This is a genomic window from Marinobacter sp. DSM 26671, from assembly GCF_900112835.1.
In the GTDB taxonomy this organism is placed as follows: domain Bacteria; phylum Pseudomonadota; class Gammaproteobacteria; order Pseudomonadales; family Oleiphilaceae; genus Marinobacter; species Marinobacter flavimaris.
The window spans coordinates 256,346-274,897 of sequence record NZ_FONF01000002.1; the positions used below are offsets into that span (position 1 = coordinate 256,346).

Below are 18,552 nucleotides of genomic sequence, written 5' to 3' on the forward strand. Positions count from 1 at the left end.
ACTTACATCAATCCCTCAGACAACTATGGATTACGGATGACACAACTGGTCTGGTTCCGAAACGATCTCCGGGTTGCCGACAACCCCGCCCTCACAGCCGCCTGCGAAAGCAGCGAAGAGGTGCGAGCCTGTTTTATTCTCACCCCGGACCAATGGCAGGAACACGATTGGTCGCCGGCCCGGGTGCAATTCGTCGTCGCCCACGCCAACGCCCTGGCCGAAGAGCTGGCCAAGCTGGGTATACCGCTGTCCTTTATTCAGGCAAAACGCTTCGACGACAGCCTTGGCAAACTCGAGAGCCACTGCGAAGAGCACGGGGTGACAGCGCTGCACTTTAACGAGGAGTACGGCGTTAACGAGCGCAAGCGCGACAAGGCGTTGAAACACCGCTTTGATCAACTCGGCATTGCCGTTCGCAAATACCGCGACCAGACAGTTGCACCAGTAGGCGAGATCCTCACCCAACAGAATGACCCCTACTCCGTATTCACACCGTTTTCGAGACGCTGGCGCAGCTGGATAGAAGAAACCCATCCGGGTCTCTTCCCAACGCCCAAAGCCAGGGGTAACGCCGTAAGCCCGGAACAGATCGACACCATACCCGAAGCCTTTCGAGACGCCCCCGAGCCCCTCGTTGCAACCGGTGAAGATGCCGCCCACGACCAGCTCGAGCGCTTCCTCGAAAAACGCGGCGGTGCGTACAAGGAAAAGCGTGACTTCCCCGCCATCGATGGCACCAGCCAGATATCCCCTTATCTCGCCAACGGTGTTCTCTCTGGCCGGCAATGCCTGATAGCCGGCCGGCAGGCGCAGGGCGCCGGCGGCAACCAGGAAGGCCTGGGAACCTGGATCACCGAAATCGCCTGGCGGGATTTCTACATCAACATCCTGTACCACTACCCCCGGGTCAGCATGCACCGCGCCTTCAAACCGGAAACCGAAGCCCTCGAATGGAACACCCCGGGCGACAAGTTCGAAGCCTGGAAAACCGGCAACACCGGCGTCCCCATCGTCGACGCCGCCATGCGCCAACTCAACCAGACCGGCTGGATGCACAACCGCCTGCGCATGATCACCGCCATGTACCTCACCAAAAACCTGTTCATCGACTGGCGCCTGGGCGAAGCCTACTTCATGTCAAAACTGATCGACGGCTTCCTGGCCTCCAACAACGGCGGCTGGCAATGGAGCGCCTCCACCGGCACCGACGCCGCCCCCTACTTCCGCGTTTTCAACCCGGTTACCCAGAGCGAGCGATTCGATCCCGATGGGGATTTCATCCGGGAGTGGGTACCGGAGCTAGCGAAACTGGATAGCAAACGGATTCACGATCCGGGTACGAAAGGTGGTGTTATTCCGAAGGGGTATCCGAGGCAGATCGTTGATCTTAAAGAAAGCAGGAAGGAGGCTATAGCCAAGTTCCAAGAGTTGAAGAACTGAAAGTCTCTGGAGGGCTGACTCAAAACCCGGAAGCGGGGTTGGCGATGGTCTGCCCAAAACCCTGCGGAGCCATGGATGGCGGAGCGGAGCCTACAGGGACGTATTCACGGCGTGTTTTGGGCAGACCATCGCCAACTCCGCAGACACCAAAGTCAGCCAGAACAGACCGGGCAATCAGGATCCCGAGCCAGCTTCATCTCCCGCCACTGCATCTCCCAGGCATCCAGAATCAGCAATCGCCCCACCAGAGGAGAGCCAACCCCGGAAATCACCTTTATGGCCTCCATGGCCTGGGTCGCCCCGATCATCCCGACCAGTGGCGCAATAACCCCCGCCTCTGAACAGGTCAGATCCTCATTGCCCTGTTCCGGATAAAGACAATGGTAACAGGGGCTTTCCTCCCGCCGGCTGTCGTAAACCGAAACCTGTCCCTCGCCCCGAATAGCCGCACCGGACACCAGCGGCACTTTCGACGCCACACAGGCACGGTTCAGCGCAAACCGGGTGTTGAAGTTATCCGTGCAATCCACCACCAGGGTTGCCTCCGCGACCTTCCGCGTCAGAGCCTCACCTTCGAGGCGCTGATTCAGGGCGATAACGGACACCAGCGGGTTGATCCGACGCATCCGATCGGCAAGGCTTTCCGCTTTGGATTCACCCAGCTGCGAGGTTTCAAAACCGATCTGGCGCTGAAGGTTGGCCAGTTCGATATTATCGTCATCCACCAGGGTCAGGGTCCCGACACCTGCGGCGCCCAGATACAAAGCGACAGGACACCCCAGGCCGCCGGCACCGATCACAAGAACCCTGGCCGACTGCAGCTTTTCCTGGCCGGCAATATCGAACCGGGGCATCAGGATCTGCCGGCTGTAGCGCAATAATTCGTCGTCACTGAGCATCTGCATCTCCACTTTTAGGCACCCGAAGACCATTGTCCGAGTGTCATCCGATCCCGGTTGCCATAATCCTGCCGGGTCTCAACGGCTTTAAACCCGCGAGTGTGAAACAACTGTGCCACGGCCTCTGCCTGATCGAAACCATGCTCAACCAGAAGCCAGCCGCCTTCAACCAGCCAGTCCGGCGCCTGGCTGATAATCAGCCGCAGATCATCCAGGCCATCGCTCCCGGATACCAGGGCCGAGGCAGGTTCGAATCGAACGTCCCCTTCCTCAAGGTGGCGGTCGCTATCGGGGATATAGGGTGGATTGGAGACAATCAGATCAAACCTCTCTGGCTCCAGCCCCAAAAACCAGGAACTCTGGACCACGGAAAGGTTCAGGCCAAGGGCAACGGCGTTTTCACGGGCCAGTGCCACTGCCTCGGGCTCGGCATCACAGGCAGATATTCGCCAGCCCACGTGCTCACTGGCGAGAGCCAAGGCAATGGCGCCCGTCCCTGTTCCCAGATCCAGCACACTGGCTTGCGGTGGTAGCGGCAAAGCAAGAGCAACTTCCACCAGGCATTCGGTATCCGGTCTTGGAATCAGGGTGGAGGCACTGACTTTCAGCGGCAGTGACCAGAATTCCTGATGCCCCAACAAATGTGCCACAGGCCTGCCGGCCACGCGCTCCTGCACAAGCGCCTCAAAGGCCTCAGCGTGAGCATTGGTCACTTCCCGCTCCGGCCAGGCCCGGAAACTGGTTCGGCTAAGCCCCGTAATGTTGCTAAGCAGCAGCTCGGCATCCAGCCTCGGCGAATCACTTTCAATTCGGCTGGATGCCTCCTTCAGAAGGGCTTCGCAGGTCAGTGAGGGTTTACTGGTCATCGGCGAGAGAGGCGAGCAGCTCGGCCTGGTGCTCCTGCCGCAGAGGCACGACGACGGCGTCCAGGTCACCGGCAATGACTTCGTCGAGCTTGTAAAGGGTGAGGTTGATCCGATGATCCGTCACCCGCCCCTGGGGAAAGTTGTACGTACGGATCCGTTCGGACCGGTCGCCACTGCCCACCAGGCTCTTGCGGGTCTCGGCCATGGACTTTTGCTGCCGCTCGGTCTCGGCATTCTGAAGCCGAGAGGCCAGCAGGCTCAACGCCTTGGCGCGGTTCTTGTGCTGGGAACGCTCTTCCTGGCATTCCACCACAATGCCCGTTGGCAAATGCGTTATCCGGATCGCCGAATCGGTCTTGTTCACGTGCTGGCCGCCAGCACCTGACGCACGAAACGTGTCTACCCGCAGATCCGCCTTGTTGAGCTCGATGGCCTCGGCCTCATCGGCCTCGGGCATCACCGCCACAGTACAGGCGGAGGTATGGATCCGGCCCTGGGATTCGGTTTCCGGAACACGCTGCACCCGGTGAGCACCAGACTCGAATTTCAGGGCACCATACACTCCGTCACCGGCCACGCGCGCAATCAGTTCCTTGAAGCCGCCGTGCTCGCCTTCGCTCTCGCTCAGGACCTCCACTTGCCAGCGCCGGCGCTCGGCATAGCGCAGATACATCCGGAACAGGTCGCCGGCAAAAATGGCAGCTTCGTCACCACCGGTGCCGGCGCGAATCTCCAGAAATACGTTCTTGCCGTCGTTCGGGTCTTTCGGCAGCATCAGGCGCTGGAGCTCTTCATCGAGCTCCTCGCTCTTCTGCTCGGCAAGTTGCAGTTCTTCCTCGGCCATCTCCCGCATGTCGGCGTCGCCGTCTTTCGCCAGTTCGCGCGCAGCCTCGATGTCATCCAGAGAGTGCTGCCAGGCCTGGAAACAATGAACAATGGGCTCAATCTCGGCGAACTCCCGAGAGAGGTCCCGGAACTTGTCCTGCTGGGAGATAATGGAAGAATCACTAAGCAATGCGCTGACTTCCTCGAAGCGGTCAGAAAGCTGCTCGAGGCGGGATTGGATCGATGGCTTCATAGTTTTTCCGGGGTTGTCGTCGTGTCCGCGTCCAGTGCATCCAGCTGGTGCAACTCACGCAGCCACTCTGTCACCTCGGTGCGACCTTCTGTGGTGGCCTTGCGAACCTGCACAGAGGGCTCGTGCAGGAGTTTGTTGGTGAGGCCGCGTGCCATACTGCGCAGCACGGTTTCAGGATCTGTGCCATTGCGCAGGGCGCGCAGGGCTTTCTCGGTCTCCGCATCGCGCAGCACTTCGGCACGCTGACGGAACTGCTTGAGCGTGGACACCGCATCCAGCGCCCTTAGCTGGTTCAGAAAATCCTGAACCCCGGACGCCACCAGATTCTCGGCCTCCCGGGCCGCACCCTCACGAGAGCGGATATTTTCTTCGATAACCTGGCGCAGGTCGTCCACCGTGTAGAGATACACGTCATCCAGCGAGGCCACCTCCGGCTCGATATCCCGGGGCACGGCAATATCCACCATGAAATAGGGGCGGTGTTTGCGTTTCTTCAGGGCTCGCTCAACGGCACCTTTACCAAGAATCGGCAATGGGCTTGCCGTTGAAGAAATAATAATGTCGACATCGGCCAGATGTTCCGGAATCTCGGACAGCACAATGCCCTTGCCACCACGGGATTCTGCCAGTGCCTGTGCCCGCTCAAGGGTACGGTTGGCCACCAGGAAGTCTTTCACGCCGGCATCCGCAAGGTGCCGGGCTACCAGTTCGATGGTTTTGCCGGCACCGATCAACAGGGCCTTGTTGCGGGACATGTCGGCAAATATGTGATGCGCCATGCTCACCGCTGCGTAGGCAACAGAAACGGGATTTTCACCGATGGCAGTCTGGGTCCGCACGCGCTTGGCGACCGAGAAGGTATGTTCGAACAATCGGGACAGGAACGAGCCGCTGGCGCCGTGTTCCCTGGCCAGGGAATAGGAATCCTTCAATTGCCCGAGGATCTGTGGCTCGCCAAGCACCATGGAGTCCAGGCCGGCGGCCACTCGCATCATGTGCCTGACGGCATCGCCATCGCGGTGCACGTACAGCGCTTCCTCCAGTTCCGCGGCGTCCATTCCATGGAAGCCGGCCATCCAGCGAAGCACCATGGGGGCGCAGTCATCATCGCCGGCCAGGTACAGCTCGGTCCGGTTACAGGTCGACAGTATCGCCGCCTCGGTGGCGCCTGACGTCGCACGCAGCTCGGCGAACGCCTCCGCCATACGCTCGGGCGTAAACGCCACTCGCTCCCGTAGCTCTACGGGGGCCGTGCGATGATTGATTCCCAGCGTTACCAGTGCCATTTCGTGGTTGTACAACCTTTTGCCGATGAGCGGTTTAGAGACGCGCAATTACTGGACATTTTAACGGCCAGCGGCCTGAGCTGCCACCCAAAACCACCGCAGCTTCGGCAAGTGCGGACAGGTTGGGCAAGATCAGGTGCTTATGCCATTATAGGGATTCGGCTGAGGCCGCGACCCGATCTACCTCAATTCCGGGGCTGGAGCGTGGTTATTTCAGATGCGTTTTCGACAGATCATGGGAAGTTGCATGCACAAATCCGTACCGTTTCTGTTTACCTGCCTGCTTGGCCTCACGCTGGCAGGCTGTGCCAGCCTCACCGGCACAGAGGAAGCGCCTGCCAAGAGCGAAACCGTCGCCGCTGGGGAAAAGACAGAACCACAACCGCCGGTTGAATACGCCGATTTTGAGCCCGAAACCCTCTATTTGCTTCTATCTGCCGAAATTGCAGCCCAGCGCGGACGCTACGACATTACCCTGGTTAACTACCTGAAGGCTGCCAAACAGTCCCGAGACCAGGTGGTGATCGAGCGGGCGATGCGAATCGCCCAATCCCTGAACGGCGATAACGCCCAGAAACAGCTCGCCGAGCTGTGGCTGGACATCGACCCGGATAATCTCCAGGCCCACAGGATTTCTGCCATCCAGGCCGTAAAGGGAAACGACCTCCAAACTGCCATCCATCACATGGAACGGATCATGGATCAGGGCGGCGATGCTGACTTCGACAGCCTTGCCGCTCTGGCGGCCAATTTGCCGCCAGAGCAACAGCAGGAACTGCTCGCTCTTTACAATGAGATGTCGGACCGCCACCCCGACACCCCGGAACTGGAATACAGCATCGCGCTCCTGTTGAAAGTAACCGGGCAGCCACAGCAAGCCCTGGACAGACTCGAACCACTGCTGCAGGAAAACGCAAACTTCCAGCCGGCTATCATTCTCAAGGGCGATCTGCTCTACCAGACCGATCAGAAAAGCAGCGCCCTGGATTACCTGCTGACCAACACCCGCCGCTTTCCGGGCAACCGACAAATGGGCACCCTTTACGGCCGCATGCTTATAAATGAAGGTGAATTACAGGCTGCCCAGGATGAATTCAATCGCCTCGTAAAGCGGTACCCGGACACGCCGGGCCTGCGACTCTCTCATGCACTGGTCGCTCTTGAAAATGGGCAGACCGACCTGGCCCGGCAAGAACTGACACAACTGGCCGAACAGGGCCACCATACCAGCGAAGCCAACTACTACCTGGGCCGCATTGAAGACCAGGCAAGCAATACCGAGCAGGCCATTGGCTATTACCAGAGCGTGGAACAGGGCAATTACTACTTCCCGGCCCTGGCCCGCGCCAGCTCTCTGCTGGCCGAGAATGGACAGCTTGAGGACGCCATTAACCGCATTCGCAGGCTGCGCGAAGCCAATCCCCGCCAGGCAGAGAACTTCTGGCTGCTGGAGGTGAACCTGCTGCTGGATCAGGAACAACAACAGCAGGCCCTGAGCACCGCCACGGAAGCCCTGGAAGAACATCCGGACAATATCGAGATCCGGTACGCCCGGGCCATGCTCTACGATGGCATCGGACGGCCTGCCGACGCCGAAGCCGACCTGAAGCAGATTATCGAACAGGAACCGGAAAACGCCGTTGCCCTGAATGCCCTGGGCTACATCCTGACCACTCGGACAGACAGACTCAGAGAAGCCCGCGGCTATATCGAGAAAGCTCTGCGGCTGGACCCGAACAATCCGGCCATTCTCGATAGCATGGGCTGGGTCCTGTTCCTCGAAGGCCAGCTCGAGCCGGCGCTCGACTACCTCTCCCGTGCCTGGGCCGCCTTCCCCGATCCGGAAGTTGCCGCTCACTATGGTGAGGCGCTATGGATGAACGGAGCCGAAGAACAGGCCAGAATCATCTGGCAGGAAGGCCTCGAACAGGACAGCAATCACGAAGTGCTCAGAGAAACCATCGATCGGCTGACCAATGGTGGTGACACCGAATGAGACTGGCGCGAATTCTGGCCGCACTGACGATGCTTGCCACCCTCGGCGCCTGCACTACGATCCAGATCGATCCATTGCCGGAGGGCATGACAGACCAGCCTCCGGCTGACTGGACCACTCGCGCAGTCAATCTCGACAAACTCGACCACTGGAAGCTGTCCGGGAAGCTGGCCGTACGCCAGCCATCCGACAGCGGAAGCGCCATCATCAATCACTGGATTCAGGATGGCGAAGCCTACGATCTTGCCCTCTCCTCATCGTTCCTCGGTATGGGCAGCACAACACTCAAAGGGGTTCCCGGGTTTATCGAGTTGACCCTGCCGAGCGGCGAAACTTACCGCTCGGGCGAACCGGAAGCGCTGGTCGAGGCGGCCACGGGCTGGCAGCTGCCACTGGAGAATCTGACCTGGTGGATTCGGGGCCTGCCATCCCCCGCCAGCGACTATCGCCTGCTGTTTGATAATCAGGGCACCCTGGCCATAATCCGCCAGAACGGCTGGGAAATCCGCTACGACCGCTGGCAGGCCTTCCTCTCTGCTTACCCTGCGCTGCCCGCCCGGATTACCGCGCTCAAGGACGACAAGCGGGTACGCCTGGTGGTCAGCGACTGGCAGGAGCAGCCCGAGTGACACCTGACCTGATACTGCCCTCACCGGCCAAGCTGAACCTGTTCCTGCACATTGTCGGGCGCAGGGATGATGGCTATCACGAGCTTCAGACACTGTTCCAGTTTCTGGACTACGGCGACGAACTGAGCTTCACCCTGACACCCGGCGAGCCGGGGGTGAGGCTCGCGGAGTCTGTTCCCGGTGTCGACGACGAGGACAACCTCATCATTCGAGCGGCCAGAGCACTCCTTGAGAGGGCTCAAGGCGACTTGCCCGGGGTCACCATCGGCATCACCAAACGGCTGCCCATGGGCGGCGGCCTGGGCGGCGGCAGCTCCAATGCTGCAACCACTCTGCTGGGCCTGAACCATCTCTGGCAGCTCGACTTGAGCACCGATGAGCTTGCCGGAATCGGCCTCGGCCTGGGCGCCGATGTTCCGGTATTTGTCCGGGGCCATGCCGCCTTTGGCGAGGGAGTTGGTGAAACACTGACCAACACAAATCCGCCGGAAGACTGGTTCGTTGTCCTCAAGCCCGGCTGCAACATAAACACTGGCAAGATTTTTTCCGAGCAAGGGTTGACAAGGAACACCCCGAGAATCAAAATAGCGCCCGCTTTTGAGGGAGACGCCTCGAGGTACCGAAACGACTGTGAGGATGTAGTTCGAAAACTGTATCCTGAGGTTAACCAGAGCCTGGAATGGCTTTCACAATTCGGACCTGCAAGATTAACCGGAACCGGGGCTTGCATATTTGGACGTTTCCCGACAGAATCCGCAGCCCGGATCATCTGGGAAAGCAAACCCTCCGGCGTCACGGGGTTCGTAGCTAAAGGGGTGAACAAATCACCTCTACACAAAAAGCTAACAGAGCTGAAATGATGCCAAAAAAGCACGATACTGGGGTGTCGCCAAGTGGTAAGGCAACGGGTTTTGATCCCGTCATGCGCAGGTTCGAATCCTGCCACCCCAGCCACCTTTCTCCCGCTTCTTCTGAATCAAACGCCGATACTGAGAAGGATGCCGTCGTGTCCAAACTGATGATCTTCGCTGGCAACGCCAACCCTGAACTGGCTCAAGCGATTGCCCGCAAACTCCACATTCCCATGGGTCAGGCCACTGTTGGCCGTTTCAGCGACGGGGAAACCACCGTCGAGATCAATGAGAATGTCCGCGGCCATGATGTGTTCATCATCCAGCCGACCTGCTACCCCACCAACGATAACCTGATGGAACTGATCGTGATGGCCGACGCACTTCGCCGTGCTTCCGCTACACGTGTCACCGCCGTTATCCCCTATTACGGATACGCGCGCCAGGATCGCCGGGTACGCTCTACCCGTGTTGCCATCAGCGCCAAGGTGGTCGCAGACATGATTTCCAGCATCGGCGTTGACCGGGTTCTGACCGTCGACCTGCACGCCGACCAGATCCAGGGCTTCTTCGATATTCCGGTGGACAACATCTACGCCACACCGGTCATGCTTGAAGACATCTTCAAGCAGCGTTTCGAGAACTTTGTCGTGGTATCTCCTGACGTTGGCGGCGTGGTTCGCGCCCGTGCCGTGGCCAAGCGCCTGGACGACGCCGACCTTGCCATCATCGACAAGCGTCGCCCGAAAGCGAACGTTTCCCAGGTAATGCACATCATCGGTGATGTCAAAGACAAGACCTGTATCCTGGTAGACGACATCATTGATACCGCCGGCACGCTTTGCAAAGCGGCCAACGCCCTGAAAGAACACGGCGCGGCCCGCGTGGTTGCCTACATCACCCACCCGGTTCTCTCCGGCCCGGCCATTGATAACATCAATGCCTCACAGCTGGACGAACTTGTGGTCTGCGATACCATCCCGCTGGGTGACAAAGCGCATAATTGTGATAGAATCCGCGTCCTCGGAATGGCCGGGCTGCTTGCGGAGTCGATTCGCCGCGTGAGCAACGAAGAGTCCATCAGTGCCATGTTCGAGAATGCCTGAGTGACCTTTCGGTCGTAATATCAAGGCATTACAAGCAGTTACCGGGTCGGGAGCCTACACAGGCTCCCGACTCTTTTAGTCAGCCGGAAAAATCCGGCTTTTCAGAAACATCACCTGATCCTACGCCTGGTCGCGGGCAGTTCAGGTGACGATTGAGGTTATTACCATGTCTCAGGAATTTGTTATCGAAGCATTTCCTCGTGACGATCAGGGGAGAGGTGCGAGCCGCCGCCTGCGTCGTGAGGAACGGAAAATCCCGGCCATCATTTATGGTGGCAACAAGGATGCAACTCCGATTGCCATCTGGCACAACGAGCTGAAGAAAGCACTGGAGAACGAAGCATTCTTCTCCCACGTTCTGACCGTTGAGCTGAACGGCAAGAAAGAAAGCGTAATCCTGAAGGATCTGCAGCGTCACCCGTACAAGCCGATCCTGACCCACGCTGACTTCCTGCGTGTTGACAAGGACCACGAGATCCACGTCAACGTACCGCTGCACTTCATCAACGAAGACACCGCACCGGCTATCAAGCTCCACGGCGGCGTAGCGAACCACCAGATCAACGAAGTTGAAGTGATCTGTCTGCCGCAGAACCTGCCCGAATTCATCGAAGTCGACATGACCAGTGTCGAGATGGACCAGGTAGTTCACCTGAGCGATCTGAAGCTGCCGAAAGACGTCAAGATTGCCGCCCTGCTCCAGGGTGAGGATCATGACCTGCCGGTTGTGGCTATCCACAAGCCGCGCGGCGCGAAGGCTGATGATGAAGCCGAAGAAGGCGGAGAAAGCGAAGAAGGCGGCGAAGACAAGGAGTAATCACTCCTGTTCTGAGGAGGGCAGCGGCGAATGGCGCAGGATATTGTCATGGTGGTTGGTCTGGGAAACCCCGGCGCTGACTACGAGAATACCCGCCATAACGCCGGCGCTCTCTTCGTCGAAGCTCTGGCCCGCGCTGCGGGCCAGACGCTCCGCCCCGAAAAGAAGTACCACGGGCTCTACGCCCGCATTCAGTGGCAGGGCCTCGACCTGCACCTCCTGAATCCCACCACCTTTATGAATCGCAGCGGCCTGGCCATCAAGGCGCTGGCAGACTTCTTCAAGATTCAGCCCCAACAGATTCTGATTGCCCACGACGAACTCGATCTGCCCCCGGGTACCGCCAAGCTCAAGAAAGGCGGCGGCCACGGTGGACATAACGGCCTTCGCGACACCATCGCCCACCTGGGCACCAACGATTTTCAGAGACTGCGCATCGGAATCGGGCACCCCGGCGACAGCCGCAGGGTAACCGGCTACGTGCTCGGCCGCCTGGGCAAACAGGAGACCGAGGAACTGAACGCAGTGATCGACGAAATCATGCGGGTATTACCGGATGCAGCCAGCGGCAAGCTTCCCGCCGCCATGAATCGCCTGCACAGTTTCAAACCGGTATAATCCGCCCAAATTTTCCAGTACCAGCAGAGGCATTCCATGGGATTTAACTGCGGCATCGTCGGCCTTCCCAACGTCGGCAAATCCACCCTGTTCAACGCACTGACCAAATCCGGCATTGGCGCAGAGAACTTCCCGTTCTGCACCATCGAACCCAACGCTGGTGTTGTCGCCATGCCCGACCCGCGCCTCAACAAACTTGCCGAGATCGTTAAGCCGGAAAAGGTGGTGGCAACCACCATGGAGTTCGTGGATATCGCAGGCCTTGTAGAAGGTGCTTCGAAAGGCGAGGGCCTGGGCAACCAGTTTCTGGCCAATATCCGCCAGACCGACGCCATTGCCCATGTGGTGCGCTGCTTCGAGGACGACAACGTCATTCACGTTGCCAACAAGATTGATCCGGCTTCTGATATAGAAATCATTAACACCGAACTGGCTCTCGCCGATCTGGAAACCGTTGAAAAAGCCATCAAGCGGGTTCAGCGCGTGGCCAAGAGCGGTGACAAGGAAGCGAAAGCTCAGCTCGAAATCTTTGAAAAGCTGCTGCCGGTGCTGAACGAGGGCAAACCGGTGCGCAGCATGAACCTCGACAAGGACCAGATGGCCCTGATCCGAGAGCTCTGCCTGCTGACCGTGAAGCCGACCATGTACATTGCCAACGTCAGCGAAGACGGGTTCCAGAACAACCCGCATCTGGACACCGTGCGACAGATCGCTGAGTCGGAAAATGCCGCGCTTGTGCCCATCTGCAACAAGATAGAGGCAGAAATCTCCGAACTGGAAGACGATGAAAAATCGATGTTCCTGGAAGAAATGGGCATGGAAGAGCCAGGCCTGGATCGGGTAATTCGCGGGGGCTATGGCCTGCTGGGCCTGCAGACCTACTTTACCGCCGGGGTGAAAGAAGTCCGTGCCTGGACCGTAAAAATCGGCGCCACAGCGCCTCAGGCCGCCGGCGTGATCCACACCGACTTCGAACGCGGGTTCATCCGGGCAGAAGTGGTGAGCTACGACGATTTCGTTCAGTACAACGGCGAAGCCGGGGCCAAGGATGCCGGAAAATGGCGCCTGGAAGGCAAGGAATACATCGTGAAAGACGGCGACGTTATCCACTTCCGCTTCAACGTGTAATTTTTCAGGAAAAACTGGGCCCTAAGCCTTGACAGAAAGAGCCCAAATACTGAAAATACGCGCCTCGTTTGGGGCGATGCCCAAAGCGAAATGGCAAGGTAGCTCAGTTGGTTAGAGCACAGCACTCATAATGCTGGGGTCGGCGGTTCGACTCCGCCCCTTGCTACCAAGATTCAAAGGGTTGCGACGCGAGTCGTGACCCTTTTTTGTTGGATCTCTCCTTTTTGTCCCCTGCCCCAGAGCGCTGTAATCTTATTGAGGGTTGGCAAATTCACTGACGCCAGGTCCGTCTTCTGGATCTCGCTGTCTCCCGTGAATATCCCAGGCACCATGATTTTTCTCGCCAATCAAGCGGCAGGTTCTGATTGCATCCCTGAAATCTTCCGTGAGACGGCTGTCTTTTACTCTATGAGAGATGTACATGGACAAATCTATCCAGGCGGCTGTCCGTTCATAATAATGCCCCGGATAGTCATCGATATACAGGTCCATCATGATCCGCGGCAGAACCACGACATCCACGCGACCGAGCCGAAGCATTTCGACCGCCTGCGCCCAATCAGAGACATCAGTTACGCGAGGGCTATCACCTTTTAAAAGCTGTAAACCAGCAAATTTGCGGACAAATCCAAACCTGAGCCCCGTCATGGTTTCTAGCGGCGGCAAATCCTGAGCCATGAGATACACATATTCTAATCGGAACAGCGAACCGCCAAAGTCCGCATACTTGTCCCTTTCTGCCGTTTGAATCAAGGGCAATCCAACCGAAATACCACCCTTTTCCAGTTGGCGAAGTATCTGGGCCAAAGGCATATTAATGAACCTGAAATCGCCGCCTACGCGGCTAAAGACACAACGATAATAAGGCGCAAAACGACCCACGAGCTTTCCATTTTCTACAGAAATTTCGCGTTCTATATCGGCAAAGACTCCAACAAAATGGTGGCGTTTTGACTCGGCAGACAGAGATAGAGAGAAAAGCAGAAGCAAAAAGAAATGCAGAAGCTTGAGCCATACGAGCCTTTGCATGCCTCACCCCCCCAATCGTGCGAATACAGTGCATACCTTTTAAGGCATTTAAGCGAAAAAACGTGACATTGACTAACACACAACACCAAGCGCTTTTTTTATAGTAGTTGTCATATCGGCACCGTGCTCATCTTTTCCAGCCCTTTGCTTAGTGGTCTTTATCGGGCAGCGGTTAGACTCCGCCGCTTGCTACCAGTATTCTGGCAAGCCCGTCGCGAAAGCGCCGGGCTCCTGAGCTTCTGGGGACGACCCCACCCTTCCCGGGCAGTGAACGCGGGACGACCCGCCTCCGTACAAAACATTCTATGAAATCAACCAGAGACAGAGTTCGACAGGCGATTTCCTTTGAGGTTATCGGCCTCCTGCTTTCCGTTCCCCTCGCTGCCGTGACCTTCGGATTCGATATGGGAAGAACCGGAGTTCTTGGTGTGGTTGGCGCCACCATCGCGACCATCTGGAACTACCTGTTCAACCTGGGATTCGATCACGGCCTGAAGCACTTCAATGGCTCAACCCGAAAATCCCTGCGGATCCGTTTCCTGCACGCGGTGAGTTTCGAGTTGGGCCTGATGCTCATCTTCCTGCCGATCATTGCCTGGTGGATGGGCATTGGCCTGTTACAAGCGCTGATCGTAGATGTGGCGTTCGTGGTGTTCTATCTGGTGTATGCGTTCGTATTCACCTGGTGTTACGACACAATATTTCCTGACACGGATGCCAAGAAATCCAACGCCACTTAAACAAACTTTGACAATCCCGGGGGCAGTAGTCGGATAGGATAGAGGCTTCACCCGAATGCGTTTTAAGGCTGTATCGCATTATGAAATCCCGCCACGCGCTCACCGTGTTCCTGGCCGTTGTTCTGGTTCCCATTGCCCTTGGGTTCGCCGGCGCGAGCGTGAAGGCGGCCATCCTGTCGATCAGTGTTTTTTGGGTCTGCCTGGGGATATTCTTCTACCCATCCATCAGTGACTATCTCAGGTCTGCAAGGAGGGAGCGGGACGATCCTCTAAAGACAAACTCTGTGGCATACTCACGGGCTGAAACCCATAAAGAACAACACACCAGCAAGGACCGTTGACATGAAACCGGAAACCCTAGCGCTGCACGCAGGCTTCAAAAGCGATCCCACTACCCGGGCCGCTACCACCCCGATCTACCAGACCACGTCCTACACCTTCGATGACACCCAGCACGGTGCCGATCTGTTTGACCTGAAGGTTCAGGGCAACATCTACACCCGTATCATGAACCCGACCAACGCGGTTCTCGAAGAGCGGATGGCAGAACTGGAAGGCGGTGTTGGCGCCCTGGCCGTGGCCTCTGGCATGGCGGCCATCACCTATGCGCTGCAGACCATCTGCAAGGTGGGTAACAACATCGTCAGCACCAGTCAGCTATACGGCGGCACCTACAACCTGTTCGCGCACTCGCTGCCGAACCAGGGCATTGAGTGCAAGATGGTTCGCCATGACGATTTCGATGCCGTGGAAAAGGCTATTGATGAGAACACCCGCGCCCTGTTCTGCGAGTCCATCGGCAACCCGGCGGGCAACGTGGTCGATATCCAGCGCTGGGCCGAAATTGCGCACAAACACGGCATCCCGCTGATGGTGGACAACACGGTTGCCACGCCGTTCCTGTGCCGCCCGATCGAGCACGGCGCCGATATCGTGATTCACTCGCTCACCAAGTACATCGGTGGCCACGGCACCACCGTCGCAGGCGTTGTAGTGGATTCCGGAAAGTTCGACTGGAAAGCCAGTGCTGACAAGTTCCCGATGCTGAACGAACCGGATCCGTCCTACCACGGCGTGGTCTACACAGACGCCCTGGGCCCTGCTGCCTTCATCGGCCGCTGCCGAGTGGTTCCGCTGCGCAACACCGGTGCCGCCCTTGCTCCGTTCAATGCGTTCCTGATCATGCAGGGTCTGGAAACCCTGGCGCTGCGCATGGAACGTCATTGCGAGAACGCCGAGAAAGTCGCGAACTTCCTGCAGGAGCACCCGTCTGTTGAATGGGTCAACTACGCGACCCTGGCCAACAGCCCGTACAAGGCGACCTGCGAGAAGATTTCCGGCGGGAAAGCGTCCGGCATCCTGAGCTTCGGCATCAAGGGTGGCCGGGAAGCCGGGGCAAAGTTCATCGATGCCCTGGAATTGATCCTGCGTCTGGTGAACATCGGTGACGCCAAGTCCCTGGCCTGCCACCCGGCGACCACCACCCACCGCCAGCTCAACCCGGAAGAGCTGAAGAGCGCTGGTGTGAGCGAGGATCTGGTGCGGCTGTCCATCGGTATCGAGCATGTCGACGACATCATTGCCGACATTACCCAGGCCCTGGACAAAGCCCAGGCCTGATAGCGGTCAACCGGGTACGACCAATGTCGTGCCCGGCACCCTCGTGATTGCCCCTATCTGTCTTGTAACTCCCCCGCCAGGCCATTACTCTTTAGTGTTCCCCATGCCCGAATCGAGAGTCCGGTTGCAATGAGCGAAAGCGCAAAAACCCGCATTACCAGTGGTTCCAAATTCCGCAATGAGCATGGCTTCTCGGCCATCAAGGATGGCGTCAAGCGGTCATCGAAGCAGGAAGCCACAACAGCGGAAAAGCGAGAGCCGAAGCCCAAATGGCTCCGGGCACGCATGCCCGGGGGCGAGCGCTATGAGGCGGTACGCAAGAACGTCAGTGAGCACCGGTTGAGCACCGTTTGCCAGGAATCTCATTGCCCCAATATCGGTGAGTGCTGGACCGCCGGCACGGCCACCATCATGGTGATGGGGTCTGTGTGTACCCGGGCCTGCAAATTCTGCGCGGTGGACACCGGCAACCCGAAAGGCTGGCTTGACCATGAAGAGCCGGAGAACACGGCCAAGTCCGTAGAGCTGATGGGCCTTCGTTATATTGTGCTTACCTCGGTAGACCGTGACGACCTGGAAGACGGCGGCGCTGCCCACTATGCCGCTTGCGTCTCTGCCATCAAACAGCGCACGCCGGAAGTCGCCGTTGAGGCGCTGACGCCGGATTTTGATGCGGTGATGGCGGACGTTGAGAAGGTGGTGGATTCCGGGCTGGATGTCTTTGCCCAGAACGTGGAAACCGTCAAGCGGCTGACCAGTCGGGTTCGTGATCCGCGTGCCGGGTATGAAAAAACCCTCCGGGTCCTGGAGCACGCCAAGAAGCACCGTCCGGACGTGCTTACCAAGACCAGCCTGATGCTGGGGCTCGGCGAAACCGAAGAGGAAATCCTGGAAACCATGGACGATCTGCGCGCCATCGGTGTGGATATCCTGACTCTGGGCCAGTACCTGCGCCCTACTCCGAACCACTTGCCGGTAGAACGCTACGTCACCCCCGAAGAGTTCAACCGTTACCGGGAAATCGGCCTGGAGAAGGGCTTCATGGAAGTGCCATCCGGCCCCATGGTCCGCTCCAGCTACCGGGCTGACAAAGTCTTCGATAAAAACAATCTGGGTCTTGCCGTGCCCGAGGTTCCCCAAGCCTCCAATGCCATGCAGATTCCGGTGAAGGCCATCGACTGAGAACATACATGCTGACACTGCTGCGAAATGCCCGGCTGAAGTACAAATTCTGGTTGCTGAACATTGTCGTTTTTGCAGTTCTCTGCTTGCTCGTTCTCTATGCCATGAACACGATTGCCGGGCAGACCGGCCGGTCGTTCAACGAGGTCTTCGCTGATACAGCACCCGGCTTCGCGCTGGTTGTGGCAATACTTATGGTGCTAGAGATGGCCGGGTCCCAGCTGCTGATCTCGTTTATCGAACGCCATGTGAATCGCCTGAAAGACACCATGGTCGATGTCCAGGCCTCGGGCAATCTGAGCCAGAGGGCGGTGGTGGATTCCACCGACGAAATCGGCGAAATGGCGAGTGCCTTCAATGCCATGCAAGACCGCACCGTAGGCGTGGTCCGAAGCATGAAGGAAGCTATCGAACGCCTGCACCGGGAAGTCGAGGAACTAACCTCGGCCGCCGAAGCCCGCCGGGATGACCTGGGCCGCCAACAGCAGGGCGCAGACCGGTCGGCGGAAGTCATCGAAACCATGCTGCAAAGCTTCACTGGCATCGCCGAACAGGCCGGAATTGCCAAGACCCTGTCCCACGAGGCCAGCGACGCAGCTCGCGACGGCAGCAGCCGTGTCGGCCAGAGTGCCGACAGCATCCGCAAGCTCGCCGATGTGGTGCGCAATTCCGCCAGCAGCGTCGAAGCCCTGGCCGAGAACAGCCATGAAATCAGCCACGCCATTACCGAGATCCGGGGTATTGCCGAACAGACCAATTTACTGGCCCTGAACGCCGCCATCGAGGCGGCCCGGGCCGGCGAACAGGGCCGCGGCTTTGCCGTGGTGGCCGATGAAGTGCGTAAACTGGCCCAGCGGGTTCAGGACTCCACCGATCAGATTCAGGGCACCATCGATCGCCTGCTCAACGCCATGAATACTGCCGTGAACCAGATGACCGGCAGCTCCGAGGATGCCACCCGCTGCGTTGAGGAATCCGAAGAAGGCCGCCGTGCCCTGGAAGCCATCAACGAGGTGGTCAGCCGGATCGATCATACCAACCAGGAAATCGCCAACGTGTCGGCGGAACAGACCGCGGGCACCGACGACGTGCTGGCCAACGTACAGGGCATTCGCGAAACCACCCAGAACATGGTGACCCAGCTTGCCGAGAGCGCGGATATGAGCCGCCGCCTGAAAAAGCTGATCGATTCCCTGGAAGAAGCCTCGTCAAAGGTCACGGTTCACTGAGGTTTATGGCACACTCTGCACTCGTTTGAACTGGCAGA

18 protein-coding genes and 2 tRNA genes are annotated in these 18,552 nt (G+C 58.3%); 15 read left to right on the top strand and 5 right to left on the bottom strand.

From position 1 onward, the window contains the following. Positions 1 to 36: 36 nt before the first annotated feature. Entirely contained in the window at positions 37 to 1,440 is a 1,404-nt protein-coding gene (gene phrB, locus BM035_RS03300) for a deoxyribodipyrimidine photo-lyase (protein ID WP_092030305.1), read from the top strand. 152 nt (positions 1,441 to 1,592) lie between these two features. On the opposite strand, the gene BM035_RS03305 is transcribed toward phrB, so the two are convergent. From BM035_RS03305 to hemA, 4 genes are read right to left on the bottom strand one after another with little or no spacing between them, the layout of a single operon-like run. Then, the gene (locus BM035_RS03305; RefSeq protein ID WP_092030384.1) at positions 1,593 to 2,339 is read right to left on the bottom strand and encodes a HesA/MoeB/ThiF family protein; all 747 of its coding nucleotides are present in this window, start codon (positions 2,337 to 2,339) and stop codon (positions 1,593 to 1,595) included. A 14-nt stretch (positions 2,340 to 2,353) separates the two neighbouring features. Further along, complete coding sequence (prmC, locus tag BM035_RS03310) at positions 2,354 to 3,205, bottom strand: peptide chain release factor N(5)-glutamine methyltransferase (protein ID WP_008176340.1); 852 nt, start codon at positions 3,203 to 3,205, stop codon at positions 2,354 to 2,356. Beyond that, positions 3,195 to 4,283: a peptide chain release factor 1 gene (prfA, locus tag BM035_RS03315; protein WP_092030307.1), complete on the bottom strand. Its 1,089-nt coding sequence runs from the start codon at positions 4,281 to 4,283 to the stop codon at positions 3,195 to 3,197. Before prfA ends, prmC begins: the two co-directional genes overlap by 11 nt. Further along, a complete protein-coding gene (hemA, locus tag BM035_RS03320) occupies positions 4,280 to 5,569 on the bottom strand; it encodes a glutamyl-tRNA reductase (protein WP_092030308.1) in 1,290 nt (429 codons plus the stop codon). Before hemA ends, prfA begins: the two co-directional genes overlap by 4 nt. 247 nt (positions 5,570 to 5,816) lie before the next feature. On the opposite strand from hemA, the gene BM035_RS03325 reads away from it, so the two are divergent. The 9 genes from BM035_RS03325 to BM035_RS03365 all read left to right on the top strand — a co-directional run bounded on the left by BM035_RS03325 (position 5,817) and on the right by BM035_RS03365 (position 12,883). Further along, entirely contained in the window at positions 5,817 to 7,565 is a 1,749-nt protein-coding gene (locus BM035_RS03325) for a tetratricopeptide repeat protein (RefSeq protein ID WP_092030386.1), read from the top strand. Further along, positions 7,562 to 8,194: a lipoprotein insertase outer membrane protein LolB gene (gene lolB / locus BM035_RS03330; protein ID WP_008176346.1), complete on the top strand. Its 633-nt coding sequence runs from the start codon at positions 7,562 to 7,564 to the stop codon at positions 8,192 to 8,194. Before BM035_RS03325 ends, lolB begins: the two co-directional genes overlap by 4 nt. Then, complete coding sequence (gene ispE, locus BM035_RS03335) at positions 8,191 to 9,054, top strand: 4-(cytidine 5'-diphospho)-2-C-methyl-D-erythritol kinase (RefSeq protein ID WP_092030310.1); 864 nt, start codon at positions 8,191 to 8,193, stop codon at positions 9,052 to 9,054. Before lolB ends, ispE begins: the two co-directional genes overlap by 4 nt. Before the next feature lie 19 nt (positions 9,055 to 9,073). Then, positions 9,074 to 9,148 (top strand) — tRNA-Gln (locus tag BM035_RS03340). Between the two features lie 52 nt (positions 9,149 to 9,200). Next, the gene (locus tag BM035_RS03345) at positions 9,201 to 10,151 is read left to right on the top strand and encodes a ribose-phosphate diphosphokinase (protein ID WP_008176348.1); all 951 of its coding nucleotides are present in this window, start codon (positions 9,201 to 9,203) and stop codon (positions 10,149 to 10,151) included. A 166-nt stretch (positions 10,152 to 10,317) separates the two neighbouring features. Beyond that, positions 10,318 to 10,968 carry a 50S ribosomal protein L25/general stress protein Ctc gene (locus tag BM035_RS03350; protein ID WP_008176349.1) on the top strand — a complete coding sequence of 217 codons (651 nt, stop codon included), beginning with the start codon at positions 10,318 to 10,320 and terminating at the stop codon, positions 10,966 to 10,968. Between the two features lie 30 nt (positions 10,969 to 10,998). Continuing rightward, a complete protein-coding gene (gene pth / locus BM035_RS03355) occupies positions 10,999 to 11,586 on the top strand; it encodes an aminoacyl-tRNA hydrolase (RefSeq protein WP_008176350.1) in 588 nt (195 codons plus the stop codon). Between the two features lie 36 nt (positions 11,587 to 11,622). Then, a complete protein-coding gene (ychF, locus tag BM035_RS03360; protein ID WP_008176351.1) occupies positions 11,623 to 12,714 on the top strand; it encodes a redox-regulated ATPase YchF in 1,092 nt (363 codons plus the stop codon). A gap of 92 nt (positions 12,715 to 12,806) precedes the next feature. Then, a tRNA-Met gene (locus tag BM035_RS03365) sits at positions 12,807 to 12,883 on the top strand. Between the two features lie 83 nt (positions 12,884 to 12,966). On the opposite strand, the gene BM035_RS03370 is transcribed toward BM035_RS03365, so the two are convergent. Then, positions 12,967 to 13,743, bottom strand: a complete 777-nt coding sequence (locus BM035_RS03370; protein ID WP_008176352.1) for a substrate-binding periplasmic protein — start codon at positions 13,741 to 13,743, stop codon at positions 12,967 to 12,969. A 305-nt stretch (positions 13,744 to 14,048) separates the two neighbouring features. On the opposite strand from BM035_RS03370, the gene BM035_RS03375 reads away from it, so the two are divergent. The 5 genes from BM035_RS03375 to BM035_RS23110 all read left to right on the top strand — a co-directional run bounded on the left by BM035_RS03375 (position 14,049) and on the right by BM035_RS23110 (position 18,514). Beyond that, complete coding sequence (locus BM035_RS03375; protein ID WP_092030311.1) at positions 14,049 to 14,483, top strand: PACE efflux transporter; 435 nt, start codon at positions 14,049 to 14,051, stop codon at positions 14,481 to 14,483. An 80-nt stretch (positions 14,484 to 14,563) separates the two neighbouring features. Further along, on the top strand, positions 14,564 to 14,824 hold the full coding sequence (locus tag BM035_RS03380) for a hypothetical protein (RefSeq protein ID WP_008176354.1): 261 nt from the start codon (positions 14,564 to 14,566) through the stop codon (positions 14,822 to 14,824). 1 nt (position 14,825) lies between these two features. Further along, a complete protein-coding gene (locus BM035_RS03385; RefSeq protein ID WP_008176355.1) occupies positions 14,826 to 16,103 on the top strand; it encodes an O-acetylhomoserine aminocarboxypropyltransferase/cysteine synthase family protein in 1,278 nt (425 codons plus the stop codon). Between the two features lie 129 nt (positions 16,104 to 16,232). After that, positions 16,233 to 17,285 (top strand): lipoyl synthase, encoded by a 1,053-nt coding sequence (gene lipA, locus BM035_RS03390; protein ID WP_092030313.1) that lies wholly within the window; start codon positions 16,233 to 16,235, stop codon positions 17,283 to 17,285. An 8-nt stretch (positions 17,286 to 17,293) separates the two neighbouring features. After that, positions 17,294 to 18,514 carry a methyl-accepting chemotaxis protein gene (locus tag BM035_RS23110; RefSeq protein WP_092030314.1) on the top strand — a complete coding sequence of 407 codons (1,221 nt, stop codon included), beginning with the start codon at positions 17,294 to 17,296 and terminating at the stop codon, positions 18,512 to 18,514. Positions 18,515 to 18,552 lie beyond the last annotated feature (38 nt).